Source organism: Mesorhizobium sp. MC2-1-1, assembly GCF_057597255.1.
Map to the genome: position 1 here is coordinate 3148239 of NZ_CP195205.1, position 25534 is coordinate 3173772.

A 25534-nucleotide genomic window follows, 5' to 3' on the forward strand; every position below is an offset into this window, starting at 1 on the left:
ATACGAGAAGATCTAAAGGGCGACTGACGTCCTTTTAAGAACGGCAAACATCGAAGACATCAGCTTCTATGACGTCGCAGGGAAGCCAAAATCTCGCCAGCTTCGGTCAATTATCCCTTTCCTACCACGGCTGCGTTGCGAATCGTCCTGACGGAGCGCTACATGAAGTGCGCATCGAACAGATCTTCATCGTGCTGCGAAGATTGATCGAGGCGCGAAACCCGAGCTGGCAGACGTGGCTGCACGAGATTGGCCACGCGGCCGGTCGCTATTACAATGGCAATCGTCAAGTCGCGGAAGTTATCTTGGGGCCGACCAGCCACAGAATATCCAGCCAGGCCACCATCCACGAAAACCAAAACACCGCCGAGATCGGCAGGTTTTTGTCGTCCTGGAGATTTCTGATCTGGCCAAGAAGAAATCGAAATTAAATCCCAGCTACGGATAGTCGGGTGAATCCTGCAAGCGAGCCAATTCCCGTCGTCGAGAGCCGCCCTGTCGATCATGTCGGGTTGGTGGAAATCAATCGTCCCGAGGTGCGCAATGCACTCAACCTGGAAGTGCGTGAGAGGTTGGCTGCATCGGTAGCCGGCTTTTCGGAGGATCCGGAAATCCGCGCGATCGTGATCACCGGCCGCGGCGGCAACTTCGCGGCGGGCGCCGACATAAAGGCGTTCGAAAGGCTCGGTTCGGCCGACATGCTTCTGCAACGCACCCACCGCTACTGGGACGTGATCGCCAAGTGCCCGAAACCGATTATTGCCGCGGTCGAAGGCTTCGCGCTGGGCGGCGGCTGCGAACTTGCCATGCACGCCGACATCATCGTCGCGGCAAGGACAGCTACGTTCGGGCAGCCAGAGGTAAAACTGGGCCTGATGCCGGGCGCCGGCGGCACCCAGAGGCTGCTCAGGGCGATCGGCAAATACAAGACGCTGATGCTGGTTCTCACCGGCGACATGTTTTCGGCGGAAGACGCCGAGCGCGCCGGTCTCGTCAGCACCCTCACGGACGAGGGCCAGGCCTTGCAGCAGGCGCTGCTGATCGCGCAGAAGATCAGCCGGCTCCCGCCGCTGGCCGTCGAGCAGATCAAGGAAGCGGTGATCAACGGCGAGGACGCTCCGCTGGAAACGGCGCTGAGGCTGGAACGCAAGGCCTTCCAGCTGCTTTTCGACACCGCCGACAAGACCGAAGGCATCTCCGCCTTCCTCGAGAAGCGCAAGCCCTTATTCAAGGGGCGCTGACTTGGCTAGCACGGGAGGGGTGTCCACAAGTCTGATCGAAAAAGCCGGCGTCGTGGGCGCCGGGGTGATGGGCTCCGGCATCGCCGAGGTTCTGGCCGCGGCGGGCATCGACGTGATGATCGTCGATGAAGCGCCCGGAAAGGCGGCCGCCGCCGTCGAGCAGATCGCGTCGCGCCAGCGGGCGCGGGCTGCGGCAGGCAAGATCAGCGCGGATTCGGTCGAGAAGCTGCTGGCGCGCATAACGCCTGTCGAAACCCTTGATCGCCTGGCTGACGCCGATCTGGTCGTGGAAGCCATCATCGAACAAATCGAACCCAAGCGCCGGCTCATCGAGGCGTTGGAGAAGATCGTGGGGGCCGAGACGATCATCGCGACCAACACCTCTTCTCTCTCGGTGACGGCCATCGCTTCGGCAGCTGAGCGGCCGCGGCGGGTCGCCGGCTACCACTTCTTCAATCCCGTGCCGGTGATGAAACTGGTCGAGGTCATCTCCGGCGCTCACACCTCGCCTGCTGTGGAGCGCGCGCTGGTCGACCTTGCACACCGCTTCGGTCATCGTCCCGTGATCGCCGCCGACACCCCCGGCTTCATCGTCAACCACGCCGGACGCGCCTTCGGCACGGAGGCCCTGGCGATGCTGCGCGAAGGCGTGGCCTCGGTCGGCGAGATCGACGCGATCCTGCGCGATGCCGCTGGCTTCAAGATGGGGCCGTTCGAGCTGATGGACCTGACCGGCCTCGATGTTTCGCATCCGGTGATGGAGAGCATCTACACCCAGTTCTACCAGGATCCGCGTTACCGTCCTTCCGTGATCGCTGCCCAGCGTGTCGCGGCAGGGCTGCTCGGACGCAAGACGAGACGCGGCTTCTACGGCTATGACGCCAACGGGCAAGTTGTGCCGCCGCAGGCCACGCAGCCCGCCGGAACCGCCGCAATTCCGGAGCGCGTCGCCGTGCTGGCGGACAACGACGCGGGCGATATGCAAGAGCTGGTCGCGTCGACCGGCGCCACCGTATCGGGCACCGGGGAACGGACACAGGAGGGGGATGATCTCATCCTCCTGGGGCTGGAGGGCGAAGATGTGGCCGGCGCCGCGATTCGCCTCGGCCTGCCCCCGTCACTGTGCGTCGGGTTCGATCCCTATTTCGGTCTAGACCGGCATGTGACGCTGGTCGCCTCGGCTGCGACATCGGAAAAAGCCAGGAGCGCGGCCCTCGCTATCGCCAGGGGCGCCGGCCGCAAGGCGACGCTGGTGAATGACAGTTGCGGCGCCGTCTGCCAGCGCGTCGTGGCGATGATCGTCAACATCGGCAGCGAGATCGTCGAGCAGAAGATCGCGTCGGCGGCCGACGTGGACGCCGCGGTGCGGCTGGGTCTCGGCTACCCCCACGGACCGCTTGAATGGGGCAACAAGCTCGGCCCAGCCCGCGTTCTGCGCATCCTGGACACGATCCATGACCGCACCCGTGATCCTCGCTACCGCGCGAGCCTCTGGCTGCGACGTCGTGCGGAACTGGGACTTGCGCTGGAAGAATAAGCAGGCCGGGAGAAGTTAATTTTGGATATGTAGAAGGCCATGACGCCCTTGTAGCAGGCAGAGAGCGAAAAACGCCCACTCATATGGATTCCAGACCCGCAATGCATGCAACATCGCGGCTGATTTCCCCCAAGCCGCAGCCAGCTTAACGTGGATCTGTCATAATTCAACGAAATAAAGCGGAACCGGCGCCCCGGTAGCTACCGCGAGCTCGATGGCCGGTGCAGACAGTTTCCGGCTGGCGTCCCTATTTTCTGAACCGCAATCTCTGAGCTGTCGTCACTCCCTCGCATGCCTTTAACCACTCGTATGTGTCTTTCAACCCGAACCCGCTCCTCGGTGTGACGCCAATTGCTAAACAATCCCCCACGCCCGAAACCTCCCTCTCCCTGTCATCTCGCGCAACCCAAGCTCGCCGACCAGGTTAAGCGCCCCCTGTTTTGTCACCTTAAGCCGCTCCTGGATCATGCCGGTCGAGACGAGCGGCCGTGACTGCACCAACTCGACCAGATCTGGAAGCCTCGATCTGGCATGGCGCCTGCGCGGCCGCCGCTCCAACTGTTTTTTGCCAGCACCAGCCGGTCATTCTCCTTCAAGCCACCAAGTGCCGCGTCGTGGGTCGAGGAAGAGCAGCCTATCGCTACGATTGCGTGCCCGCCCCCCGCGGAATGTTTTTGGCGCCGAGATGCAGGCGAGCGAGATGATTGGCGGCGACCCCCTCCTGACGCAGCAGCGCGGCGACGAACAGTGGCCCAAGCCAAGTGGCGTGCTGCAGCACCTTGATGTCTTGCCATGCCTCGAGCAGGATCGCGGCGCGCAGCACCAATGGCCACTCCCGCGTGACGCCTTCATCGCTCACAGAAGCCAGGGAAAAAGACGGCGGTCGATGATCTCGAGCGTTATAAGCGGATTGGCTAACGGTTGCTCGCAGGGCAAAACTACCCTGCACCCGTGCGCCGAATGTCGGGGCACATCTTCAATATCGGCGCAGGGGCGCGATCAGATGTCAGCCCGCCTCGATGTCGGTCTGCGGAAAATCGGCACCTTTGAACATAAGCGGCTCTGCTAAATGCCGGGCACAAGCGTAGGCGAAACAGTCTCCGAAATTCAGCCGAGCAGGATGGCGGCCCTTGCCGTATCGATCGAAGGCCTCAAGCGCGATCCTGGCCGCCTCGGGCGGCACAGCCACCACCGTGATCTCCATCAGCTCGAGGTAACGCTCGAGGGCGTCAGCGGTCTCGGCAATTGTGAGACCGAGAACGCGCGCAACGGCAATCGTTGCCTCCCATACGGCAAGCGGCGAGGTAAGGCGCGTGTTGGACTGCGAGAGCCGTGCCAGAAGTTCTCGTGCATCGGACTCGTCAGCCAGAAGCGCAGTCAAAGCCGAGGCATCGATGAACATCAGTCGTCCTCGTACAGACTGTCACGAAACGCTTTGTCGGCAGGTCGACCTTTTTTCGGATTCCCGCGTGCTCGCAGTTCGCGCGCGAAATCAATGCCTAGTTCAACCAATGAGGGCTTGCCCTGCTCGCGCTCGAGTTCGTGCAGCAAGGCGGCATGGACGGCCTCCGTTAGGCCGGTCTTTCGCAATGCTGCCACCTTTCGGGCGAGCAAGTCGGTCGCGGGGTTCTTGATGTGGAAAGCCATGACTATCTCGTATATCCTGTTTGATGTACACGTATATAATGCACGGTGTACCTCAGGAAAAGTAGCCACAGGGTGGTGATGTGAGAACAATCCCACGTCGGCCATATTCTTCATCTGCCGAGATGTTACGTCGGTCCTCCCACTTTGAAACGCGCGCTACCTGGTCCATCTGTCTGGCCGTGACCTGGCTTGCAAGCAGCACAAGTCATCGGCCGCCACCCAAAGGGTCCCCATTTCTCTACCAGCTATTGCTAGGCAAAAGAAATCAACTCGCCAAATCGGCGCCTGGACTCTTGACAGTGAATCGTGGATTTGCGATTCTCAGACTGCTTAGATCATGAGAGAGGCTTCCACCACGGCGACGTCTGGGGGCCTTTTTCTTTTGCGGTTGAGTGCTCCTTAGCGTTGTCTTCTGTCGGAGCTCGTCATAGAGCGCTTGCAGGCGCTCCCGCACGAAGCTTGCGAATTCCGGCTCGATGCGTTTGTCGAACGCGAAGGTCATCTTCGTTTCGCCGTCGCTGATATTGACCAGGCGAGATCCGTTGGCGACGATCCACACCGTCCGTTCGGGTTTCTTGGTCGTAGTCTTGATGAGGTTGTGAATGGCCTGGAAACGCTCATCGCTAGTGCGCCCGGCGAATTCCGGCTCCTGGATGGCCTTGAGCGCCTTTGTCCGCTTGCCTTTTCCTCAAGCAGATCGGCAAGCTCGGCCCATTTCTGACGTCCAATCGATTCTGCGGCGCCGAGCGCCTCGATAACGATCTGCTCGCACGAGCAAGGCCCGGTCACCGCCTGTGTCACCTATCCCCACTGGCAGGAGGCACGGGGTAGGTCACTCGGGCGACGCCGCAGGCTCGACGCCCACGCCGATCATACTCAACCGGGTAGGCGCTAAGGTCTTGCCGGTGCGGCCGGTGCAAGCCATGTCTTGACCGCCGCCGGGATCAAATGGGTTTCGGATTCTGTCCCCCATGTCGTGGTGTTCCCCGTCCATTTCGGCCGTCGATCCTGTACGCGAGGGCAAGGCATTTGGGCGCGACCCGGCCTCGGCACGGGCAAGATCACGTTCCGGCTTGGTGCCGCGAACCGGAACCGCTGGAGAATACGGACGTGGCACCTATCCGAGGATCGGCGATGCCGTCGGGGGGCGTCCAGCCCCTCGACGACCGCATGGCGAAAGCGGACATTCGGGCCGATATACGTTGGCTGGCACTGAATACTATCGAAACAAGGGGCTCCGCCCTCATTCTGCGGCCAGTCGGGCATCTGAGCGGCCGGCGACCAATACCCTGGCTTCAGCAACAGCCTGCGCCGCTCGCCTAAGAATAGGCTCGGACTGCAATACGCCATCCGTGAAATCCTTGTCGGTCGCGTAGACGGCCGTCGGCAGCGTGAAGGCTTCGAAGAAGCCGAACAGCGGCCGCAATTGGTGCTCGACGACCAGGGCATGGCGCTCACCGCCTCCGGTCGCGGTCAGCAGCACGGGCTTGCCCCTCAGCGCCGACGGATCGATCAGGTCGAAGAAATGCTTGAACAGCCCCGTGTAGCTCCCCTTGTAAGTCGGCGAGCCGACCACAAGCACGTCGGCGGCGAGGATTTGCGAAAGTATCTCTTGCGCTTGCGCGTCGAGGTCGCGGGCCAACTTGGCAGTGCCCAGCGACGGTCCGAGATCGTCGACATCGTAGGTTCGTCCCGATAGCCCGTGAAGGCTGGAGATATCTTGGACGATAAGGTCGACGAAGGCGCGTGTTTTTGACGGTCGAGTGATGTTGCCGGAAAAGCCGACGATTGCTGGGCTGGACATGGAACGGGCCTCCGAGGTGACTCTGATTGAGACTGGGCGGCCCTCGCCGGCCGCACTTGGCGAAATTGCTGTTCCGCTGGACTCAATGTCCCGGCGGGAAAGCCCGATCAGCTCCAGGCATGCAAGGGGGGTGTGTCGCCGTTGAGGAAATACTTGCCGAGGATCGCGTATTTCCAGCGCACCGGATCGTGCAGCGTATCGGTTCGGGCATTGCGCCAGTGGCGATCAAGATTGTGCTCTGCCAGTGTCGAGCGTGTGCCCGCCAGTTCAAACAATTTGTTGGTGGCGGCGATCGCGATCTCAGTCGACAGGATCTTTGCTTCTGCGGTGACGATCTGGGCATGCGCGACGGTCTCGGTGGACGGCTTGACGATGGCATCGCCAATCGCATGGCCGGCCTTCTCGCTATAGGAAGCATGGCATTTCGACCTGCTCTAATACTTTTTATAGACATTAGCGCCTGACGGAAGAAATGGGCTGCTCAAGCGCATTTGGTATGAGAGATGATTTTTCCGCCAGAAAGACCGCTGGGAGCCATTGCGACGCATTGGCCCGATATCGGTGCACTCCGCGACATCGGACGCTTGGCGACATTGCCAGACGAACGAGCCCGCGCGCCAGTGAGGGACGATCGACCTTATGCGTAAAGAAGAAGCGCAGCGGCTTCGGCTCTTCTATCCGGCGAAGCGCGTTTCCGGGACGCCCTTGATCCCAAGGCCCGAGATCGCGAACAGGCTTCCCCGCAAGACGCCGTCGCCTGGGAAACGCGGCAATGGGGGCTTTGCCATCGAGGTCACATAGAGAATGTCCAGCTTTGGCCCGCCGAACATCACGCTGGTGATCTTCTTCACTGGCATGTCGATGATGCGGTCGATGCTGCCGTCGGGCGCATAGCGCACAAGTCTTCCGTCATAGACCAGTGCGTTCCACAGATAGCCTTCGGCGTCGACGGTCGAGCCGTCGGCCGCGCCGCCGCGGCTGGTATCGACGCGGGTAAAGGTGCGGCGATTGGTGGCCGCGCCCGTGGCAATGTCGTAGTCATAGGCCCAGATCTCACCCGTCCAGGTGTCGGCGAAATAGAAAGTACGGTCATCGGGGCTCCAGCAAGGACCGTTGGAGCAGATGATGCCAGAATCGATCCTGGTGACGGAGAAGTCCGGATCGAGCCGGTAAAGCCCGCCCGAGGGACCTTCCTCCATCGTGTCCATGGAGCCCGCGAAGAAGCGGCCGCGCCGGTCCACCTTGCCGTCGTTGAGGCGGTTCATCGGCCGGTCCGGCTCGGGATCGTGGATCAGCGTCACCTCACCAGTGGCGAAATCGAGCAGATGGAAGCCACGCTGCAGCGAGACCACTGCGCCACCGCCATCCTTGCGCAGCGCCATCGAGCCTATCTTCATCGGCACGTCCCAGCAGCGGATTTCGCGCCCGTCGGCGGTGGCGCGGAAGACGCGCCCGTCGAAACTGTCGATCCAGTAGAGGCGCTCCTGCTCGACATCCCATAGCGGGCCTTCGCCCAGCGTCGTCTTCACGTCCACCACGACTTCGATTTTCATGCTGTCCTCCCTGGTTCGGCAACCTTAGGCGGCGGGTCAGAAAGCGACCCTGTCGCCGCCCTTCAACGACAGGATCTCGCGCGCCTCGTCGGGCGTCGCCACTTCCATGCCGAGTCCTTCGATGATCTTGCGCGCCAGCACCACCTGTTCGGCATTCGACTTTGCCAGCTTGCCCTTGCCGGCCCACAAGCTGTCCTCCAGCCCGACGCGGATGTTGCCACCGAGCGCCGCCGACTGCGCGGCGATGCGCAACTGGCTAGCGCCGGCGCCGAGAACAGACCAGCGGAACTGGTCGCCGAACAGCCGGTCCGCGGTTCGCTTCATATGAGCGACATCTTCGGGATGCGTGCCGATGCCGCCGAGCAGGCCGAAAACCGACTGCACGAAGAATGGCGGCTTCACCAGCCCGCGGTCAGCGAAGTGAGCGAGGTTGTAAAGGTGCGCGATGTCGTAGCATTCGAACTCGAAGCGCGTGCCGTTGTCGTAGCAGGTCGCCAGGATGTATTCGATGTCCTTGAACGAGTTGCGGAAAACGAGATCTCGCGTCGCTTCCAGATGCGGCTTTTCCCAATCGAACTTGAAGGTCTCGTATTTGTCGGCAAGGTGATAAAGGCCGAAATTGATCGAGCCCATATTGAGCGAAGCCACCTCCGGCTTGAACTGGGCGGCCGGGCGCACGCGTTCCTCCACCTTCATGTAGGGGCTGCCGCCGGTGGTGATGTTGATGGCGGCATGAGTGCCTTGCTTGACGCGCGGCAGGAAGCGCGCGAACGCCTCCGGTGTCTGGTCGGGCTTGCCGGTTTCGGGATCGCGCGCATGCAAATGCAGGATCGCGGCACCGGCTTCGGCCGCGGCGATCGCCTCCGAGGCGATCTGATCTGGCGTGATCGGCAGATAGGGCGACATGGTCGGCGTGTGGATCGCGCCCGTTACCGCGCAGGTGATGATGACCTTGCCTCTGGCCGCCGATGCGCCTGATTTGCGGCTGGTTTCCTTCATTGTCCGAACTCCTGATCCGATTTCTTCTTGTGCGCCACCAGCGCCATCAGCCGCCGATCGCGCCAGACTTGCCGCTCGCCAAGGTCCTCTCGCGGCAGGCGCCTGCTGCGCTCGGCCTCGACGGTTTTCATCACATCGCCCGCCCAGTCGACCCGGCGCAGCATCTGCGGGAAGATGTTGGAATAGATGCCCTGGTAGCGTTCGACATAGTCGCGCACGCCGCCGGGCGCATTGAGGTCGATGGTCTCGAACGGTCCCATGAAGGACCAGCGCAGCGCCAACCCGTCGCGGATGCCGATATCGACGTCCTCGACACTGGCGAAGCCGTCGGCGACAAGCCTGAAAGCCTCTTCCAGCAGGGCGCCTTGCAGGCGGTTCATGATGAAACCGTCGAGCTCGCGCTTCATCACCAGCGGCGCATGGCCGGCATCGATGAGGAAAGCACGCGTCTTTTCCAGCGCCTCGGCGGAGGTCCAGGGCGCCGGGACTACCTCTGCCGCCGGAATGAGATAGGGCGGGTTGATCGGATGCACGACCAGGCAGCGGTGCCGCCCCCGCAGATGGTCGGTGAATTTCGACGGCAGCAGCGCCGAGGTCGAACTGGCCACGATCGCCTGCGGACTGGCAAGGCTGTCGATCAGCGAGAACACCTCTCGCTTCACATCGAGGTCTTCGGGAGTGTTCTCCTGAACATGCGCCGCACCGGCCAGCGCGTCTGCGAGTTCGGCCGCGATCGCGATGCGGCCGAGCACGGTATCGACGGACTGGCCGCGCAGCAGGTCGTTCGAGGCCAGGTCGTCGAGCACGCCCTCTATGTAGTCGCGGGCGCCACCTGTCGCGGCGGGCGACTGGTCCCACATGCGCACCTCATGGCCGGCACGGGCGAAACTGATCGCCCAGGCCCGCCCGATGAACCCGCTTCCGACAATCGCGACATTGGCCATCGAATGGTTCCTCAGAGCGTTTCGACGTTGCCGTCGACGCCGAGCGACTGGCCCGAGATGTTGATGCCTGCGTCAGATAGCAGGAAGGCGACCATGGAGGCGACATCGTAGGGGCTGGTCATGCGGCGCAGCGAGATGTTTTGCAGGTAGCGACCGGTCATCTCCTCGTGGCTGATGCCGAGCTGCCTGGCGCGCGCCGAGATCACGCCTTCGATGCGTGGTCCCTCGATAATGCCGGGCAGGATGGCGTTGACCCTAATGCCGTGCGGTCCAAGCTCCTTGGCGAGGCTCTGCGTGAAGCCGATGACGCCGAACTTGGCCGCCGAATAGGGCGTGCGGAATGCGTAGCCATGCCGGCCGGCCGCCGACGACATCGAGACGATCGAGCCGCCGCCCGCCGCCTTGATCAGCGGCACGGCGCGCCGGGCGCACAGGAACTGGCCGGTCAGGCAGATGTCGATGCAGCGCCGCCAGTCGTCAGGGTCGATCTCGTCGACACCGCCGGTCGGCCCGGCAATGCCAGCATTGTTGATCAGCGCGTCGAGCCCGCCGAGTTTTTCCTTCACGGCCTCGAACAGCCGGTCGACGTCCTCGTCGCGCGAAACATCGGCCTTGACCGCCGCGACCAGGTCGATCTTGCCCGGAGCGGCTGCCAGCGCCTCGTCGGAGATATCGCAGACGACGATGCGCGCGCCGAGCCGCGACAGCGTCTCGGCGATGGCGAAGCCGATGCCGCCGGCACCCGCTGTCACGAGCACGCGCTGCCCATTCAGCCCGGCCAGAAATTCGTCCGCCGTTGCAGGTGCCTTTGCGCTCATCGTCTTGTCCTTTTCATTGCAGCCGCCGTTCGCGCAGCGCCATGACGGCACCCAGAACGACCAGCCCGTAAAGAATAGCCCTGGTAGCGTAGGGCAGCGTGGTGCCAGCCAGCAGCATCTGCAGCGCTGTCAGAAGCAGCACGCCGCCGAGCATGCCGAGATAGTGGCCGCGTCCGCCGGTTATCAGCGCGCCGCCGACCACCACGACCGCGATCGACGGCAAGAGATAGTCGTCACCCATGCCGAGGCTCGCCTGGCCGGAAAAGCCGGTCAGCATGATGCCGACGGTCGCCGCACAAACGGCCGACAGCATGTAGACCAGGATCAGCGTGCGCTCGACGCCGATGCCGGACAGGCGCGCCGCGCGCAGCCCGTTGCCGATGCCATAGACCCGGCGCCCGAACGGCGTGCGTCCCAGGAGAAGGACCGCCCCGACGACGAAGACACTCATCAGCAGCACGATCGGTGTCACGAAGCCGAGCCTGGCCGTCATGAACCAGCGCAGCATCGGCGAGGAGAAACCGGCCGGCGTTCCCTGCGAATAGACAAGCGCGAGGCCCTGCAGAATACCGTTGGTGGCGAGCGTCATGACGATCGGCGAGATGCCGAGATAGGCGATGCCGAAACCGTTGGCGAAACCGATGGCGCAGGCCATCAACAGCACGACCGGCAAGGCGTAGACAAGGGCGGCGTCAGAGCCATTGACCATGCCGGCCAGGATGATGCCGGAAATGCCGATCGTCCACGGCACCGAAAGATCGAGGCCGCCGGTCAGGATGACCGTTCCCTGCCCCAGCGCGAGAACGGCGAGGAAGGACGACAGCACCAGCAGCGAGTTCCAGTAACCAGGATTGAGGACGGCGCGGCCGAGCCAGATTTGCGTGACGGCGATGATAATGATCAGGCAGACATAGGCGGGCAGCGCATAGCGCAACGTCTCGGCGTTGCGCAGGAGGAAAGCCGGTTGCGGCGACGCCAGACCGCGTGGGTTTTGCGACGACCCGGTGATCTTGAGGCGCCGGTCGATCGGCTCAAGCTGCGAAGGCAACATCCCTGCGCGCCATGCGGCGAGCCGGGAGCTGGCGGCGCGCATTTGAACGGCAAGCACCGATGCGTGAGACAAGGACCCGGCAAGGGCCGCCAGCACCAGGATGGCACCTTCCGCGATGGTCGAATAGTAAGCCGACACATTGAGCACCAGCAGGATATTCACCACCATCATCAGGATATAGGCGCCGAAGACGGTACCCACGGGACCGCCCTGCCCGCCACCAAGGCGGGTGCCGCCGACGACGACCGCCGCGAACATCGACAGGAGCAGTGGATTGCCGACCAGCGGGTCGGCGCTGCCGGTCTGCGCGCTGATGAACACCCCGGCAAGGCCGTAGCAGCCGCCGGCGATGACGTAGACTGCAAAACGCACCAGCACGACATTGATGCCGACGGCCGAGGCCGAATCAGGATCGCTGCCGACGGCATAAAGCGCCGTGCCGAAACGGGTTCCCTTCAGCCAGAACCAGACGAGCAGGACGACGCCGATCACCACCAGCGGCATCGGCAGCCAGCCGGCGATCGCGTCGCCCAGATAGAAACTGCCGAGATCGGGCGAGACGAAGCCGCCGGGCTTGTCCATCACCAGCAGCGTCACGCCTTGCAGGATGAACATGGTGGACAGAGTCACCACGATGGGCTGCATGCGCAACACGGCGATGAAGAAGCCGTTGAAGGCGCCCACCACCATGCCGACACCGATGCCGACGGCGGTCCACAAGAAGATGCTTGCGCCTGGCGCCATCGGATCCATGCTCGATGCCAACACGACATTGACCAAGGAGATCACCGCACCGGCGGACAGGTCGAAACCGCCCGACAGGATGACAATGGTCTGGCCGACAGCGGCCAACGCCGAGGTCGCCCCTCCGCTCGATAGGAACGACACGTCGAAATAGGTCAGCGGCCCGGCACTGATCCAGTCGACGATCGAGAGCAGGATCGCAAGAACGATGGCAGCGATCAGCGCGCCGCGATTGCGCATCAGCGCGCGACGCAGGCCGAAACCAGCCGAAACAGGGGATGAAGCTGCTGCGCTGCTCATGCGGCGTGTTCCCCGGCATGGCCGAGCGCTACGCGCATGATGGCAGGTTCGGTGATAGCGTCGCCTTCGAGCTCGGCCGCGATGCGCCCGTCATAGAGGACCAGGACCCGGTCGCATTGGTGGACCAGTTCAGGAATCTCAGTCGAGTGCAGCAGGATCGAGCCGCCGGCAGCGACGTAGTTTCGCATCATCACATAAAGCTCATGCTTGGTGCCGACATCGATGCCGCGTGTGGGATCGAACAGGAGCAGGATGCGGCTCTGCGCCACCAGCCATTTGGCGATGGCGATCTTCTGCTGATTGCCGCCGGAAAACGCCCCTGCCCGCGTCCACAGCGCACGGCGATCGACCTCGACAGTGGCGAACGCCTCCTCGACCGAGCGGGCCTCAGCAGCCGCGTCGACAAGTCCGAAGCGGGTGAAGCGCGAAACCACAGGCAGCGTGGCGTTCAGCGTGCCCGACAGTTTCAGGAACAGGCCTTCGGATTTGCGGTCTTCCGGCACCAGGCCGATGGCGATGTTGGGCCGCAACGCGTCCGCCGGCGAGCCGAGCCAGACCTTGCGGCCGTCGACAAGGACGTCGCCGCGAGTGATTTCGGCCATGCCAAAGCAGGCCAGGAACAGGTCCTGCTGGCCCATGCCCTGCAGTCCGGCAACGCCGAGAATCTCGCCCCGGCGCAGGTCGAAGCTGGCTCCGTCGAGCTTGCGCCCGACATTCAGGTCGCGCACGCCCAGTACCGGCGGGCCGAAAGCCTGGGCGCCGTCGGGCTTGGGCGGGAAGGTCTGCTCGATGGAGCGGCCGATGATCTTTTCGATCACGTCGGCATCAGAGATATCGGCCGCTGGCGCGGTGACGATGTGGCGGCCGTTCCTCAGGATCGTCAGCGTGTCGCAAAAGGCGCGCACCTCGCGCATACGATGCGTAATGAAGACGACGGTGGTGCCCGCCGCCTTCAGCCTGGCGATGATCTCACCCAGCCAGTCGACGTCGCGGCCGGCCAGCGTCGAGGTCGGCTCGTCAAGCAAGAGGATGCGCGGCTTGCGGTAGACTGCGCGCGCTATCTCGATCTTCTGGCGCACCGAAAGCTCGAGCTCGCCGACCTCGGCATCGAGATCGACGGAAAAGCCGAGCTCGTCGATGTGGCGGCGGATAGCCTTGCGCGCGGCATTGCGCCTGATCAGCCCGGAGACGCCGACGGGAGCGTAGGGCAATAGCATGTTGTCGAGGACTGAAAGATCGCGCACCAGGGTCATCTCCTGGAACGCCGTCTGCACGCCGAGCGCGTGGGCCGCGCGCGGCGCGCCATAGCCGATCTCCTTCCCGAAGACCCTGATATGACCGGCGCTCGGCCGCACCAGCCCCGACAGCAGCTTCACCAGCGTCGACTTGCCGGCGCCGTTCTCCCCCAGCAGCGCATGGACGCTGCCGGGCGCGATAGCGAACGACACGCTGTCCACCGCAACCGTCGGACCATACGCCTTGACGATGCCGTCGATCTCGATGGCGGGGAGCGGCGAATGTTCTGTCATATCCTCGATCGCAGGCTGTGCATTTCTGGACGCCAAGCATTGGCACGGATCGACGATGCACGGATGTCCGTGCATCGTCGCGATCTGCCTTGGGAGGCTCAGTTCTCCGGCTGTCCCACGAGCGCGGCATTGAGGCCGATCTCGGGCGTCTGCTCGGAAAAGATCGAGGCGAACCAGCCGGGGTTGGACACCAGCGACGGCTTGAAGACGTTGCAGCCAGCCTTCATTTCCGCCCAGGTGCCCTCGTCGCACAGCTTGATCGTCTCGTTGGTGACGACTGGTAGCGGCAGGATCGTGGTCTTCGGCACGTCCTTGCCTTCGATCGCCTCGACGGCAAGTTTCAGCGCCAGCGCGCCGGAATAGGGCGGCGAGGCATAGGAAATGCGTTGCGCACCCGCCGGTGCGTATGGCGGGGCGGCGCCTTCGACGTCAGTGCCCTCCGGCAGCATTTGGATGCGGCCGCCATTGGAGCCCTCGCCGGCGCAAGGCAGGAGCTCGCTGGCCTTCTTGCCGGCCTCGAGCTGCATCGAGTTGGCGGTGAAGCAGCCGACCTGCATCCAAAGCCCGTTGATATCGTTCCAACTGCGCGTGGCGAGGATCTTGGAGAGTTCGGTGCGGGCTACCGCCTGGCTCCACATGCCGACAGCCTCGCCGACGATCTTGATGTCGGGATATTTGGCAAAGACCTCCTTGGCCGCCTTTGTTCGCTGATCATCGACCGATGTTCCCGGAACGCCGGTGATGGCGATGATGTTGCCCTTGCCGTTGAGTTTTTTGACCAGCCATTCGGCGGTCACCCTGCCCGCTTCGAGCTGGTCGATATGGACGTTGTAGGCGCAAGGCTCGGTGATCTCGGCGTCATAGGCAAAGACCTTTACCCCCTTGTCGCACGCGTTCTTCACGACCTGGTTGAGGGCGGTCGGCGAGATCGGATAGACGACGATCGCCTCGGCGCCGCTTTGCACCATGGCGTTGATCTGCTGGATCTGACGTTGCGCGTTGGGTCCGGCGACCTGGACCTGCAGGTCGACCTTGTCGGCAAGGCTCTTGTGAGCTGCCATGGCCTTGACCATGTTTGCGGCCTCCGCCTGCCAGTCATTGCCGATATAGCTCATGCTGAGAAAGATCTTGTGCTTTCCGGCTGCTTCGGCGGCCGACACGCCAAAAGCGCACGCAGCCATGCCGGCCAGCAGCGCGAGCCGCCGGACTTTCGATCCGATACCCATTTAAATTCCTCCCGATGACGACCGAATGCCTCCCGAGGGCAACGAACGTAGCCCTCGCCATTCGATACCGAGACCGTATCATGATTTGATCAAAGATCAATGATGAAACATCATTATTGTGAGGCGTCGGCCGCGATGCTTGACGCCGCGGCCGGAACCTTGCATTCCCGGGAACGGGTCGTGGCGCGGCCGTTGCCCGGAAAGGTTGATGCAAGATGGCCGGAGCGGCGTTCAGGAGGCCTGGTGTCGAGATTGCGCCTCTGTCGAAGGAAACCCTTCAGGACAGGGTCTATCGCCATGTCACCGAACTGATCCTCGACGGCTCGATCGTGCCGGGCGAGATGGTCACGGTTCAGAGCCTCGCCGACGCCTTCGGCGTCAGTCCGATGCCGGTCAGGGAGGCGTTGCGGCGACTGACGGCGGCCAATGCGCTGATGGTTGTATCAGGCCGCTCGATCGGCATTCCCGCGCTCAGCCGCGCGCGCCTCATCGATCTCCGGAACGTCCGCTTCGAGATCGAAGCGATCGCCGCCGCCTGGGCTGCCGAGCGCATCGATGACCAAGGCATCTCGCGACTGGGTGAACACCTTGCCGCGCTCGAGCAGGCCAACGCCACCGGAGACGTCAAATCCTATCTGCGCGCCAATTATGCCTTCCATTTCTCGATCTATCGGGCCGCGGGCTCCGAGAACATGCTCAGCATCATCGAGAATCTTTGGCTCCAAATCAGCCCCTATTTCAACATGCTGCATGATTCGGGAAACTACTCGACAGCCAACGAGCACCATCAGCAGATGTACGCCGCGTTGCGCGACCGAGATGGAGAAGCGGTCAAGGCTGCCGTCCGCGCTGATATCGATGCTGCCTTCGGCGTCCTGATTGTCTTGCTCAAGTAACGGCTGACCAGCAACATCGGCTGCTCAAGAAATGACGAGGCCGCGAATTTCGCTGGCCGGCTTCGTACGCCGGAGCGTTCAAATACCAGCATTGCAAAGCAAAACGTCTTCGTTACTGCCACATGGCGACTAATACGCAGCGGCGGGCCGGGCCGATACTGGCCTCGCTGAGCAGATCAAAGCCACAGGCTGCCGAAATATTCAGCGTTTCGAAGTGCTATTCCGGCAACCTCGAATCCGGAACGCCGGCGATGAACTGCTCCAATACCACGTTGGTTTGACTCCAGAAGATTGCCGCTATCGGAGACGTCGCGACAGCAAAGGTGTACGAACGAGGTGAGGCGCATTTCGATCGACCGCTTTGGGGCCAATGCAGATCGACAGCTTCTGATCTCGCAAATGCGATGGGAGTCGTTTGGCACGTCTGGACCGACATCGCCTGAACAAGCGCCGCGGCTCACACAGTTCTGTTCCTGGTGGCCCCCAGCGAATCTACGAAACGCAGTGAGCGCTGTAGCGCGGCCCGAATGGTCGGGATATCGACAGGCGTATTTCGTCGTTGCGGGTAGCGGCGCTGAGGGCGCTCCAATCGCAATGGCATTTCAATGCTGACTGGAAGCCCCGGAGGGAGCATGCGCCAGTATTTCAGGTAATCGACGGCGCCATTGCCGAGGGCACAGAACGTCCATCCTGCATCGCTGCTGACAACGTCCTTGAGATGTGCATGACCAATCATGTCGATGGCTGCCTCGATATCTTCTGCAGGCTGCGTCGCCTCATGGCTATATGTGAAGGCGTTTGCTGCGTCGTGATTCAGGCAGACCTGGCGCGATCCGATTTCGCGTATGAAGCCTGCTCCCATTCGAGCATTGCCAAGTAAATCGCCCCTGCCGTGGCCGGGATTCTCGAGCGCAAGAGTGACACCGGATTGCTCCAGCTTCGGCAGAACGGCATCGATCGCCTTTCGTATGCCAGCCCTTTTCGTCATCGGCCCGGCATTGGTAATCAGGAAGGATGCGCCTAGGCCGGCAGCAAAGGCGATGCGCCGCGACAACGCGTCGACCGCATCAGGCGCCGAAAGGTCGAGATGAGCCGATACGGCCTTGATCCCAAGTCCGGCAGCTTCCGCTGTTGCCTGCAGCCTTGATGCATTCGTGCTTGTGAACATGGCTTCGTCGAAATCGACATAGCCGCGAATAAAGGCCGGCTCGACATGCATGGCGCCAGCCTGCGCGATCTCTTCGATGGCTAATTCCATCGAATAGCCGTCGAAGAGCGCGGTCGAGACCGATACGGTCCGAGGCATCGGAGACAGCGCTCAGGCTCCTTTGCCGTAGACGATCAGTTCGGAGGCTTCCTTCACCTTGGCTGGAGAGAGGGCCTCGCGCCAATCATCGCGGACCACGACGCCCTTGGCGAAGCGCATCAGGCGCAGCGCCGCGTCCGAAGGCACTTTCGGAGAGAAGCCGAACCACATGGCGATCTCGACATTCAGGTGGCCGATCAGGAAATCGAGGGCGGCCTTTCTGGGGATGCCATATTTGCGCTCGCATTCCTCCACGGCCTCCACCATCGTGTCGACGAAGGGCATGGCGACCATTTCAGACAGGCCCGGCTCGAGTATCGCCAGTTGCTCGACCGTGACCCGGTGGCTTTCGATGATTGGCGACCACATCGCTTTGCACACCTCTTCGCCAAGCGCGTAGTGTTCCTCTGGACCTTGCATCAGAGCGCAGACGATCGACTGCCTGGCTATGCCGCCGTGATAGTCGCGGCGAGCCGCCCACTCCGCCTCGTCGTTGAAAAGCGGAGGATGGCAGGGATGGCCGACAAAATAGGTCAGATCCGGCCGATCCTTCGGCAGGTCGCCGGCGTAAGGAGCTGCCGCATCGAGAATGAGAAGCATAGTGCCTTTCGCGAGCATCGGGGAGATCTGCCGCGCCACCTCGCCGATGACATTGTCCGGCAAAGCCATCACCACGACCTTGGCTCCGCGAACGCCCTCTTCCATGGCGACGGAATTGATACCGGCCTCCGCCAGTCGCTTACGGCCCGGCTCGCCGATTTCCACGGCGCGGACGCCGTAGCCCGCGTCAACCAGCTTGCGGGTCACGCGCAAGCCCATCTTCCCTCCCGCCCCAAGCACCGCTACCGATGTCGTCATTGCTTTCTCCTTTGCCTTGATGGTGCGCCGACGCCGCGAATTCAGCCAAACGCCTGCAGCGCGGCCTCGAGTTCTGGATGCGTGCCCGCATAATCGCGCGCAGGGATGCCTGCGGCGGCGGCGTCAAACGCATCATGCAGGCTTCGCACGCCTGCAGCCGGCCCGCCCGGATGCGCCATGATGCCGCCGCCACAGCAATAGATGAAATCGTTCGAGCCGAGCCTGGCAAAGGTGTCGCCGGCCTGCACAGCGCTCTGTCCGGACGAAAATACCGGCATGACCGTGTCTGGTCGGTCCGCGCGCCCGAACATCGGCGTCAGGCAGGCATGGGCCGAGGCCATCACAGACGCGTCCTGTTCGCAGAACTTGTTGGACAGCCCATTGACGTGCATGTGGTCTATCCCGGCCAGCCGCCAGAATTTCTGGTAGGCGATATAGCTCATGCCGAGATCTGGGGAGCGGCTGTAGAGGCCCCAGCCGGCGCGATGGCCGTGCAACGCAACGGCCGAGTGTCGGCGCATCTCGATGACGCCGGAAAGGCCAACGGAGTTCAGGACGAGCATGGCGCTGGTGCCGCCACGGCGGTCGATCAGGTCCAGCCGACGGCGCATGGCGTCGGAATCGCCGGAAATGTTAGCCGCATACATGACCTTGCGGCCGGTCTCGTCGGCGCGCCTGTCTATGACGTCCATCACCGCTCCGAACCGCTGTTCGAAGGGCGAATGCGGGGGATCTCCCATCAATTCGTCGTCCTTGATGAAATCAAGACCGGCAGCAATCAGCGTGTCGGCAAGCGCCGCCGTCTCCTGCGGCGTCAGACCAACACTCGGCTTGACGATCGTGCCGATCAGCGGACGGCCTTCGACCCCTGTCAGCCGGCGCGTCCCCTCGACCGCGAAGGCCGGCCCAGGGTAAGCGTCCGCGAAGACATCGGGAAAGCTGACGTCGAGCAGCCGCATGGCCGAAAAGTGGTGCAGCTCGAACAGATTGCCTAGAACGGTCGACCAGACTGAAGCCAGCACGGTCCCGGTGTTCTCGATATTCCAGGACAGCCCCACCTTGGCGCGGCGCGGCCTGCCGCGGGCCGCGTTTTTCGGCGGACGTGAAAACGGCAAAGCCTCGCCTTCGGCTTCCCCGATATCCTCGATGAACTCGACCCGGGCTCCGAACCGGCGCAGCAGCTCGGGTGTCTCTCCGGGCACGGCGCGGAATGTTCCACTGGACTGTTCGCCCGCCATGGCAGCCGCGGCCGCGTCCAGCGGATAGCGGGTTTCGATCAGATAAGTGGCGGAGAGACGGCCGTTCGATGCGGCTGAGATGTCATTCATGGGCCGAGCGTTAGCATCAAAAAGAAATTATGTCATCATATGAGTTCTGACGGGCAAAAAAAATTCCCCGGGTGAGTTGCTCAGCCGTCGCGGGCACCGGCGAGCTTCGAATAGAGCTCATTGGCGCGGCCAATGTGCTCGGCCATGGCAAGGCTGGCGCCTTCCGCATCGCCGCTGGCGATCGCCTTGTAGATCCGTTCGTGCTCCTCGATCGTCAGCCGCTCGGCGCCTTTAACAGCGACCAGGTCGCGCTTGAACCGGGATAGCCATTCGAGCATTCCCTTCGCCACCGCTGCGATCATCGAGTTGCCGCTCATTTCCGCGATGACGGCATGGAACTCCATGTCTGCCGCCACAAATCGCGCCTGATCGCCCTTTGCCTCCCGCAAGTGACGCAGCGTCTCGGCAAGCCGTTCCAGATTTTTGGCCGTGGCCCGGCTCGTAGCTATCCGCACCAGGCCTGTTTCCAGCAAAAGCCTGACTTCCTTTAGTTCTTCGAGGCCTCGCGAGTTGGTGGCCAGCATCATGACCATGGCGGCTGAGACCTGGTCGATGATCACTTCGGGCGTCGGATTGATGACGCGCGCGCGCTCCCCGTGGGAAATCCTGATGAGCCCCATTTGCTGCAGCGTCAGCATTGCCTCCCGGATCGAGGGGCGCCCCACGCCGATCATCGTCATGAGCTCCTTTTCCGACGGCAATTGCGAGCCGGGCGGAAACTCGGATGTGGAGATCGCCGCCATCAACCGGTCAAGCACCTCCACATACAGTTTCTTCTTCTGAACCGGCTCCATCCGTCCCTCCATGATCGTTGCGGACATATCGATCCCGAGTCGCATAGACAAACAAGGGGCTTTAGTTGACATTACATATATGATGACATAACGTCCGTGGCCTGTCGATAATTGCGCTTGATCACCAAAGTCGGGGGTTGCCGCGGCCGATCGGACGGAGCGGGCCGGTCAAGCGCGAGACTGCGTAGGCCGCTCTTCGCCCTCGGCAGCCGCATCGAATGAGGTTCCGGAGCCGCTTGCCTATTTGGTATGCTGGTATAATATGTACCTGGTATGGCGTCTTCAGAAAGCGTCACGACGGAAGGGTATGCGAGCCGGTCATGTCGGCCGGTCTTTTTATTGGGAGGAAGTATATGAAGTTTGCAATCGTGGCGGCGCTTGCCAGCGCCGCGCTGACCAGCGTTGCGGCTTTGCCGGCGATGGCGTCCCCGGATAAGCCGGTCATCGCGCTGGCCAACGCCTATTACGGCAACACCTGGCGGCATCAGATGGTGGAGGCCTTCGAGGCTTCGGCCAAGGAAGCGAAAGCCGCCGGGCAGATCGCCGACTACATCGTCATGAACGGCGACGGCTCGGTCGCGCAGCAGAACAGCCAGATCGCCGAACTGATCCTCAAGAAGGTCGATGTGCTCGCCGTCGACGCGGCCTCGGAGACCGCCGTCAACGGCGTGATCGAGAAGGCCTGCAAAGCCGGCATCATCGTGATCTCCTTCGATTCCGTCGCATCGGCGCCGTGCAACTACCAGCTCAATTTCGACTTCAAGGGCTACAAGGCGGCGCAGGCCGAAGCCGTGTTCAAGATGCTCGGCGGCAAGGGCAATGTCATCCAGGTGCGCGGCGTGAAGGGCTCGGCACCCGACAACGACATGTTCAACGCGCAACAGTCGGTGCTGGCCAAGTATCCGGACATCAAGGTGGTGGCCACCGTCTACGGCCAGGCGACCGCTTCGGTGGCGCAGGCGGCCATTGCCAATGTGCTGCCCTCGCTGCAGCACGTCGACGCCGTGCTCGGCCAAGGCGGCAGCGATGATGTCGGCATCGCCCAGGCCTTCGTCCAGTATGGCGGCGACTACAAGGACAAGATGCCGATCATCGAAGGCGGCGGCGGCACCGACTTCGTCAAATGGTGGGCCGAAGAGAACGCAAAGAACGGCTACCAGACGGTTTCCATGAACACCACGCCTGGCATCGGCGGCGCCGCTTTCTGGCTCGGTCTGTCGCTGCTCAAGGGCGCCAAGGCGCCAAAGCTGATGATCATGCCGGTGGCGACGGTCGATGCGAGCAACCTGAAGGACTACGCAAAGCTGCCGGGTGGGCAGATCATCAGCCCCAGCTACTCGCTGGACTGGGTCAAGCAGAACCTGCTCACCAAGTAAGGCAGGCAGCTCAGGGATCGGGCGCTGCCGCACGGCCGCGCCCGATCGTTGTCCGCGAAAAACCGGAGGACGAATGTCCCACATCGCCGTTGCCGTACAGGGCGCTGCTGCCGCCCCTGCTGGACCGAGCGTCGTTTCGCTGAGCGGGATCACCAAGAGTTTTGGGCCGACGCTTGCCAATGCGGGGATCGATCTCTGTGCGCGGGCTGGCGACGTGATCGGACTCGTCGGCGGCAACGGTGCCGGAAAGTCGACGCTGATGCGCATTCTGTGCGGCGCGATGTGGCCGACGCTGGGCGCGATTTCCTTTGCGGGCGAAGAGGTGCCGTTCGCAGCCTACGACACCGGCGAAGCGCAGCGCCGCGGCATCCGCATGGTGCATCAGGAGCTGTCGCTGTGCGCCAACCTGTCTGTCGCGGAGAATTTCTTCCTGGAAACCCCTGGCGACTCGGCAAGCCGTCCGGGCTGGCGGGCACTGTATCGGACCCGCGCCCGCGCGGCGCTCGACGCCGTCTTCCCGGGCAGCGGCATCGATACCGATGCGGAGGTCGGCCATCTCACGATTGCCGAACGGCAGATGGTCGAGATCGCGCGTGCCGCGGCGACGCCCGGCGTCAAGCTGATCGTGCTCGACGAGCCGACCTCTTCTCTCGACCTCGACCGCTCGAAGCAGCTTAGAGCCTTTATCCGCGGGCGGGCAGAAGCCGGACTCGCCTTCATCTTCATCAGCCACAAGCTGCAGGAGATCATCGACATCGCCACCGAAGTCGTGGTGCTGCGCAACGGCCGCGTGGCATGGCAGGGCCACGCCCAGGAAGCTTCGATCGGCAAGCTGGTGCAGTTGATGGGCGGCGATGCCGATCCGATCCATCAGCACAGCGTCTCCACCATGTCCTCGCAGGACGTGCTCGTGCGGCTCTCGGGAGCGCTGACGGCGGAGCTCGGCCGCGACGTCGACATCGTGCGCGGCGAGATCGTCGGGCTGGCCGGACTCGAGGGTAGCGGACAGAAGGAGCTGCTGCACGCGATCTTCGAGCCGAACCGAAAACAGCAGGCGACCATCGCCAGGCGTGCCGAGGCAGGCTTCATCGCCGGCGACCGGCAGAAGGAAGGCGTGTTCCCGCTGTGGAGCGTGCTTTCCAACATCAGCATCGGCGCGCTTGCCCGCCGGTCGGCGCTGGGCGTAGTTTCCGAGCGCGCCAACAGCGACACGGCGAGAGGCGCCGCCAGCAAGCTGCGGCTCGACGACAAGCGCTTCCAATCCAACATCACCGAACTCAGTGGCGGCAACCAGCAGAAGGCGCTGGTGGCGCGAGCGCTGGTCGCCGACACGCCGATCATCCTGCTCGACGATCCTACCCGCGGCGTCGACATCGCAACCAAGCAGGATTTCTATCGGCTCTGCAACGAAGTGGCGCGCAGCGGCCGCGCGCTGATCTGGCACACGACCGAGGACGCCGAATTGCTGGCGTGCGATCGCGTGCTCGTCTTTTCCGGGGGCCTCATCGTCAGCGAGCTGGTGGGCGAGGCTATCACCGAGCAGGCTATCGTCGGCGCCTCCTTCGCGCAACCGGCGGTCATCCAGGCGAATGCCGCCAGGAAGCGGACCGCCATGGCGGGGCTTGGGCGCAAACTAGTCAATGCCGCGCCGTTCATCGGCCTTGCCGCCGTGCTTGCCATCATGATCGCGATCAATCCGGCGGTGGCCTCGACTTTCGGACTCGACCTTCTGCTGATGCCGGCGCTCTCGCTGGTGCTGGTGACGGCGGCGCAGATGTTCATCGTCGGCGGCAGCGAGATCGACCTCGGCGTCGGCGCCTTTGCCGGCCTGATAAGCGTGGTCAGCGCCGCGCTGCTCTACGACCAGCCATGGCTCGGCGCGCTGGCGCTGGTGGCCGCGCTCGCCGCCTATGCGGGGCTTGGCGGCGTTATCCAGGCGCGCAAGATCCCGGCCATCGTCGTGACGCTGGGTGCATCCTTCATCTGGGTCGGCATCGGCTATGCGCTGCAACCGACGCCCGGCGGCGCAAGCCCGGACTGGCTGAGCGCCCTCTTCGGCTGGTCGATCGGCTTCATGCCGACATCGATCATCATGATCGCGGCAGTGGCACTGATCGTGCTCGTCATCGACCGGTTGCCGCTCGGCGTGGTGCTGCGCGGCTTCGGCAACAATCCCGCGGCGATGATCCGCTCGGGGTGGTCGCCGACACGCTATGCGCTGGTACGCTATCTCATCGCCGGCCTGTTCGCGGCTGCTGCCGGCCTGTCGCTGACGGCCATCAACACGGCGAGCGATATAAACTCGGGCAATTCCTTCACGCTGCTCAGCGTCGCCGCCGTGGTGATGGGCGGTTGCTCGCTGCTGGGCGGCGTCATCTCGCCGGTCGGCGCTATCGCTGGCGCGGTGACGCTGTCGCTGATCGGCGCGCTTCTGGGCACGCTCAGCGTCAGCAGCGACTACAATGCCGCCACGCAGGGGCTGATCCTGATCGCGCTGCTCACCTTGCGCAGCCTGACCGCCGACCGCCGGAGCGAGCCATGAACGCGTTCGCCACGTTCGGCCTCTGGGCGCAACGCAACCGCTGGATTTGGGCGGCGATCGGCGTGCTGATCCTCTGGCTGGTTCTCTCCGTCGTGACAAACCGCTTCAGCCTCTCCAGCCTGTCCGGCGTGATCCTCTCGGCATCGTTCCTGACGGTCGTCGGCATTGGCCAGATGTTCGTGGTGACCACCGGGCGCGGCAACATCGACCTCTCCGTCGCTTCGGTTATCACGCTCAGTGCCTTCGTCGCTCTGCTGACCATCAAGGGACAGGATGCCAACCTCGCCATTGGCGTCATCGCCGCGATCCTGCTCGGCCTGGCCGTCGGCGCCCTCAATTCCCTGCTCGTCGTCGGGCTCGGCATTCCGGCGATCATCGCGACGCTGGCGACCGGCTATGTGCTGGCGACCGCAACGCTGCTGTCGAACAAGGCGATCCCGGGTTTCGCGGTCAGCCCGGCGCTGAAGGAGCTGGCGACGGGCCGCATCCTGGGCATGCCGATCATGGCGGTCATCGCCATTTTGGGCGTCGCCGCAACCTCCTTCGTCTTGCGCTACACTGTATTCGGGCAACTGCTGTCTGCGGTCGGCCAGAACCGAGCCGCGGCTCGGCTCGCGGGCATCCGCAACGGCCCCGTCGTTGCGGCGGCCTTCGTCATCTCGTCGGTGCTGGCCTCGCTCGACGGGCTGCTGCTCGGCGCTTATATCGGCGGCGCCTTCTTGGAGATGGGCCAGCCCTATCTGCTGCAGTCGATTGCCGCGGTGGTCCTCGGCGGAACGCTGATCTTCGGCGGATCGGCAACGGCTGTGGGCACGCTTTTCGCCAGCATCCTGCTCATCCTCATCGTCACGACCATGCAAATCGTCGGGCTGCCGCCGGGCGCACAGGACATCGTGCAGGGCATCGTCGTCATCTTCGTGCTGGCGCTGGCCGGACGGCAGGCGCTGGGGCGGCGGGCGCCCGCCGACCTCGCGCAAGGCGGTGACGACCCGGACGCGAAAACGAAAGTGCCGGCGACGGGCCAGTCGGGATGAGGGACAA

Annotated in this window: 24 protein-coding genes and 1 pseudogene; 8 read left to right on the forward strand and 17 right to left on the reverse strand. The window is 63.2% G+C overall.

The features are described from left to right. Positions 1 to 68 precede the first annotated feature (68 nt). The 3 genes from ACR64R_RS15650 to ACR64R_RS15660 are packed head-to-tail and all read left to right on the forward strand — an operon-like array spanning position 69 to position 2778. Positions 69 to 431: a hypothetical protein gene (locus ACR64R_RS15650; protein WP_487357253.1), complete on the forward strand. Its 363-nt coding sequence runs from the start codon at positions 69 to 71 to the stop codon at positions 429 to 431. Beyond that, positions 432 to 1241: an enoyl-CoA hydratase-related protein gene (locus ACR64R_RS15655; RefSeq protein WP_487362454.1), complete on the forward strand. Its 810-nt coding sequence runs from the start codon at positions 432 to 434 to the stop codon at positions 1239 to 1241. Position 1242: 1 nt separating this feature from the next. Further along, positions 1243 to 2778 (forward strand): 3-hydroxyacyl-CoA dehydrogenase, encoded by a 1536-nt coding sequence (locus ACR64R_RS15660; protein WP_487357254.1) that lies wholly within the window; start codon positions 1243 to 1245, stop codon positions 2776 to 2778. Between the two features lie 354 nt (positions 2779 to 3132). Here the strand turns inward: ACR64R_RS15660 and ACR64R_RS15665 are convergent, their stop codons facing one another. The 4 genes from ACR64R_RS15665 to ACR64R_RS15680 form a co-directional block, all read right to left on the reverse strand. Beyond that, positions 3133 to 3246 (reverse strand): helix-turn-helix domain-containing protein, encoded by a 114-nt coding sequence (locus tag ACR64R_RS15665; RefSeq protein WP_487362455.1) that lies wholly within the window; start codon positions 3244 to 3246, stop codon positions 3133 to 3135. Positions 3247 to 3418: 172 nt separating this feature from the next. Continuing rightward, on the reverse strand, positions 3419 to 3601 hold the full coding sequence (locus ACR64R_RS15670) for a DUF1612 domain-containing protein (protein WP_487362456.1): 183 nt from the start codon (positions 3599 to 3601) through the stop codon (positions 3419 to 3421). A 183-nt stretch (positions 3602 to 3784) separates the two neighbouring features. Further along, positions 3785 to 4180, reverse strand: a complete 396-nt coding sequence (locus ACR64R_RS15675) for a type II toxin-antitoxin system VapC family toxin (protein WP_487357255.1) — start codon at positions 4178 to 4180, stop codon at positions 3785 to 3787. After that, on the reverse strand, positions 4180 to 4425 hold the full coding sequence (locus tag ACR64R_RS15680; RefSeq protein WP_487357256.1) for a type II toxin-antitoxin system VapB family antitoxin: 246 nt from the start codon (positions 4423 to 4425) through the stop codon (positions 4180 to 4182). The genes ACR64R_RS15675 and ACR64R_RS15680 overlap by 1 nt, the downstream gene beginning before the upstream one ends. Before the next feature lie 436 nt (positions 4426 to 4861). Between ACR64R_RS15680 and ACR64R_RS15685 the strand changes: the two genes are divergently transcribed. Continuing rightward, positions 4862 to 5146, forward strand: coding sequence for a hypothetical protein (locus ACR64R_RS15685; RefSeq protein WP_487357257.1), 285 nt, complete (start codon positions 4862 to 4864; stop codon positions 5144 to 5146). 522 nt (positions 5147 to 5668) lie between these two features. Here the strand turns inward: ACR64R_RS15685 and msuE are convergent. From msuE to ACR64R_RS15730, 9 genes and pseudogenes are all read right to left on the reverse strand, one after another. Further along, positions 5669 to 6229: an FMN reductase gene (gene msuE, locus ACR64R_RS15690; RefSeq protein WP_487357258.1), complete on the reverse strand. Its 561-nt coding sequence runs from the start codon at positions 6227 to 6229 to the stop codon at positions 5669 to 5671. Between the two features lie 107 nt (positions 6230 to 6336). Beyond that, a pseudogene (locus ACR64R_RS15695) lies at positions 6337 to 6633 on the reverse strand (SfnB family sulfur acquisition oxidoreductase); the annotation flags it as partial. A 270-nt stretch (positions 6634 to 6903) separates the two neighbouring features. Then, positions 6904 to 7782 carry an SMP-30/gluconolactonase/LRE family protein gene (locus tag ACR64R_RS15700; protein WP_487357259.1) on the reverse strand — a complete coding sequence of 293 codons (879 nt, stop codon included), beginning with the start codon at positions 7780 to 7782 and terminating at the stop codon, positions 6904 to 6906. A gap of 36 nt (positions 7783 to 7818) precedes the next feature. Then, the gene (gene kce, locus ACR64R_RS15705; protein WP_487357260.1) at positions 7819 to 8781 is read right to left on the reverse strand and encodes a 3,5-dioxohexanoate:acetyl-CoA acetone transferase; all 963 of its coding nucleotides are present in this window, start codon (positions 8779 to 8781) and stop codon (positions 7819 to 7821) included. After that, complete coding sequence (locus tag ACR64R_RS15710) at positions 8778 to 9725, reverse strand: 3-hydroxyacyl-CoA dehydrogenase (RefSeq protein WP_487357261.1); 948 nt, start codon at positions 9723 to 9725, stop codon at positions 8778 to 8780. The genes kce and ACR64R_RS15710 overlap by 4 nt, the downstream gene beginning before the upstream one ends. An 11-nt stretch (positions 9726 to 9736) precedes the next feature. Next, positions 9737 to 10543, reverse strand: coding sequence for an SDR family oxidoreductase (locus ACR64R_RS15715; protein ID WP_487357262.1), 807 nt, complete (start codon positions 10541 to 10543; stop codon positions 9737 to 9739). A 13-nt stretch (positions 10544 to 10556) separates the two neighbouring features. Continuing rightward, complete coding sequence (locus ACR64R_RS15720; RefSeq protein ID WP_487357263.1) at positions 10557 to 12638, reverse strand: ABC transporter permease; 2082 nt, start codon at positions 12636 to 12638, stop codon at positions 10557 to 10559. Beyond that, positions 12635 to 14167 carry a sugar ABC transporter ATP-binding protein gene (locus ACR64R_RS15725; protein WP_487357264.1) on the reverse strand — a complete coding sequence of 511 codons (1533 nt, stop codon included), beginning with the start codon at positions 14165 to 14167 and terminating at the stop codon, positions 12635 to 12637. Before ACR64R_RS15725 ends, ACR64R_RS15720 begins: the two co-directional genes overlap by 4 nt. Positions 14168 to 14265: 98 nt before the next feature. Beyond that, a complete protein-coding gene (locus tag ACR64R_RS15730) occupies positions 14266 to 15393 on the reverse strand; it encodes a sugar ABC transporter substrate-binding protein (protein ID WP_487357265.1) in 1128 nt (375 codons plus the stop codon). A gap of 215 nt (positions 15394 to 15608) precedes the next feature. Between ACR64R_RS15730 and ACR64R_RS15735 the strand changes: the two genes are divergently transcribed. Beyond that, entirely contained in the window at positions 15609 to 16289 is a 681-nt protein-coding gene (locus tag ACR64R_RS15735) for a GntR family transcriptional regulator (protein ID WP_487357266.1), read from the forward strand. A gap of 457 nt (positions 16290 to 16746) precedes the next feature. Here ACR64R_RS15735 and ACR64R_RS15740 read toward each other — a convergent pair whose 3' ends face one another. The 4 genes from ACR64R_RS15740 to nanR form a co-directional block, all read right to left on the reverse strand. Then, positions 16747 to 17547 (reverse strand): sugar phosphate isomerase/epimerase family protein, encoded by an 801-nt coding sequence (locus ACR64R_RS15740; protein ID WP_487357267.1) that lies wholly within the window; start codon positions 17545 to 17547, stop codon positions 16747 to 16749. Positions 17548 to 17607: 60 nt separating this feature from the next. After that, the gene (locus ACR64R_RS15745) at positions 17608 to 18453 is read right to left on the reverse strand and encodes a phosphogluconate dehydrogenase C-terminal domain-containing protein (protein ID WP_487357268.1); all 846 of its coding nucleotides are present in this window, start codon (positions 18451 to 18453) and stop codon (positions 17608 to 17610) included. A 41-nt stretch (positions 18454 to 18494) separates the two neighbouring features. Beyond that, positions 18495 to 19781 carry a RuBisCO large subunit C-terminal-like domain-containing protein gene (locus ACR64R_RS15750; protein ID WP_487357269.1) on the reverse strand — a complete coding sequence of 429 codons (1287 nt, stop codon included), beginning with the start codon at positions 19779 to 19781 and terminating at the stop codon, positions 18495 to 18497. 80 nt (positions 19782 to 19861) lie between these two features. Continuing rightward, positions 19862 to 20575, reverse strand: a complete 714-nt coding sequence (gene nanR / locus ACR64R_RS15755) for a transcriptional regulator NanR (RefSeq protein ID WP_487357270.1) — start codon at positions 20573 to 20575, stop codon at positions 19862 to 19864. A 353-nt stretch (positions 20576 to 20928) separates the two neighbouring features. Here nanR and ACR64R_RS15760 point away from each other — a divergent pair, with 353 nt between their 5' ends. The 3 genes from ACR64R_RS15760 (at position 20929) to ACR64R_RS15770 (ending at position 25527) form a co-directional block, all read left to right on the forward strand. Beyond that, a complete protein-coding gene (locus tag ACR64R_RS15760; protein WP_487357271.1) occupies positions 20929 to 21951 on the forward strand; it encodes a substrate-binding domain-containing protein in 1023 nt (340 codons plus the stop codon). Positions 21952 to 22024: 73 nt separating this feature from the next. After that, positions 22025 to 24493: an ATP-binding cassette domain-containing protein gene (locus tag ACR64R_RS15765; RefSeq protein WP_487357272.1), complete on the forward strand. Its 2469-nt coding sequence runs from the start codon at positions 22025 to 22027 to the stop codon at positions 24491 to 24493. After that, positions 24490 to 25527 (forward strand): ABC transporter permease, encoded by a 1038-nt coding sequence (locus ACR64R_RS15770; protein WP_487357273.1) that lies wholly within the window; start codon positions 24490 to 24492, stop codon positions 25525 to 25527. The genes ACR64R_RS15765 and ACR64R_RS15770 overlap by 4 nt, the downstream gene beginning before the upstream one ends. Positions 25528 to 25534 lie beyond the last annotated feature (7 nt).

What these genes read in the sequence shown, in the direction of transcription:
- ACR64R_RS15650 (WP_487357253.1), top strand. Translation starts at nt 69, where the DNA reads ATGACGTCGCAGGGAAGCCAAAATCTCGCCAGCTTCGGTCAATTATCC.
- ACR64R_RS15665 (WP_487362455.1), bottom strand. Translation starts at nt 3,246, where the DNA reads ATGATCCAGGAGCGGCTTAAGGTGACAAAACAGGGGGCGCTTAACCTG.
- ACR64R_RS15675 (WP_487357255.1), bottom strand. Translation starts at nt 4,180, where the DNA reads ATGTTCATCGATGCCTCGGCTTTGACTGCGCTTCTGGCTGACGAGTCC.
- ACR64R_RS15680 (WP_487357256.1), bottom strand. Translation starts at nt 4,425, where the DNA reads ATGGCTTTCCACATCAAGAACCCCGCGACCGACTTGCTCGCCCGAAAG.
- msuE (WP_487357258.1), bottom strand. Translation starts at nt 6,229, where the DNA reads ATGTCCAGCCCAGCAATCGTCGGCTTTTCCGGCAACATCACTCGACCG.
- ACR64R_RS15700 (WP_487357259.1), bottom strand. Translation starts at nt 7,782, where the DNA reads ATGAAAATCGAAGTCGTGGTGGACGTGAAGACGACGCTGGGCGAAGGC.
- kce (WP_487357260.1), bottom strand. Translation starts at nt 8,781, where the DNA reads ATGAAGGAAACCAGCCGCAAATCAGGCGCATCGGCGGCCAGAGGCAAG.
- ACR64R_RS15710 (WP_487357261.1), bottom strand. Translation starts at nt 9,725, where the DNA reads ATGGCCAATGTCGCGATTGTCGGAAGCGGGTTCATCGGGCGGGCCTGG.
- ACR64R_RS15715 (WP_487357262.1), bottom strand. Translation starts at nt 10,543, where the DNA reads ATGAGCGCAAAGGCACCTGCAACGGCGGACGAATTTCTGGCCGGGCTG.
- ACR64R_RS15720 (WP_487357263.1), bottom strand. Translation starts at nt 12,638, where the DNA reads ATGAGCAGCGCAGCAGCTTCATCCCCTGTTTCGGCTGGTTTCGGCCTG.
- ACR64R_RS15725 (WP_487357264.1), bottom strand. Translation starts at nt 14,167, where the DNA reads ATGACAGAACATTCGCCGCTCCCCGCCATCGAGATCGACGGCATCGTC.
- ACR64R_RS15730 (WP_487357265.1), bottom strand. Translation starts at nt 15,393, where the DNA reads ATGGGTATCGGATCGAAAGTCCGGCGGCTCGCGCTGCTGGCCGGCATG.
- ACR64R_RS15735 (WP_487357266.1), top strand. Translation starts at nt 15,609, where the DNA reads ATGGCCGGAGCGGCGTTCAGGAGGCCTGGTGTCGAGATTGCGCCTCTG.
- ACR64R_RS15740 (WP_487357267.1), bottom strand. Translation starts at nt 17,547, where the DNA reads ATGGAATTAGCCATCGAAGAGATCGCGCAGGCTGGCGCCATGCATGTC.
- ACR64R_RS15745 (WP_487357268.1), bottom strand. Translation starts at nt 18,453, where the DNA reads ATGACGACATCGGTAGCGGTGCTTGGGGCGGGAGGGAAGATGGGCTTG.
- ACR64R_RS15750 (WP_487357269.1), bottom strand. Translation starts at nt 19,781, where the DNA reads ATGAATGACATCTCAGCCGCATCGAACGGCCGTCTCTCCGCCACTTAT.
- nanR (WP_487357270.1), bottom strand. Translation starts at nt 20,575, where the DNA reads ATGGAGCCGGTTCAGAAGAAGAAACTGTATGTGGAGGTGCTTGACCGG.
- ACR64R_RS15760 (WP_487357271.1), top strand. Translation starts at nt 20,929, where the DNA reads ATGAAGTTTGCAATCGTGGCGGCGCTTGCCAGCGCCGCGCTGACCAGC.
- ACR64R_RS15765 (WP_487357272.1), top strand. Translation starts at nt 22,025, where the DNA reads ATGTCCCACATCGCCGTTGCCGTACAGGGCGCTGCTGCCGCCCCTGCT.
- ACR64R_RS15770 (WP_487357273.1), top strand. Translation starts at nt 24,490, where the DNA reads ATGAACGCGTTCGCCACGTTCGGCCTCTGGGCGCAACGCAACCGCTGG.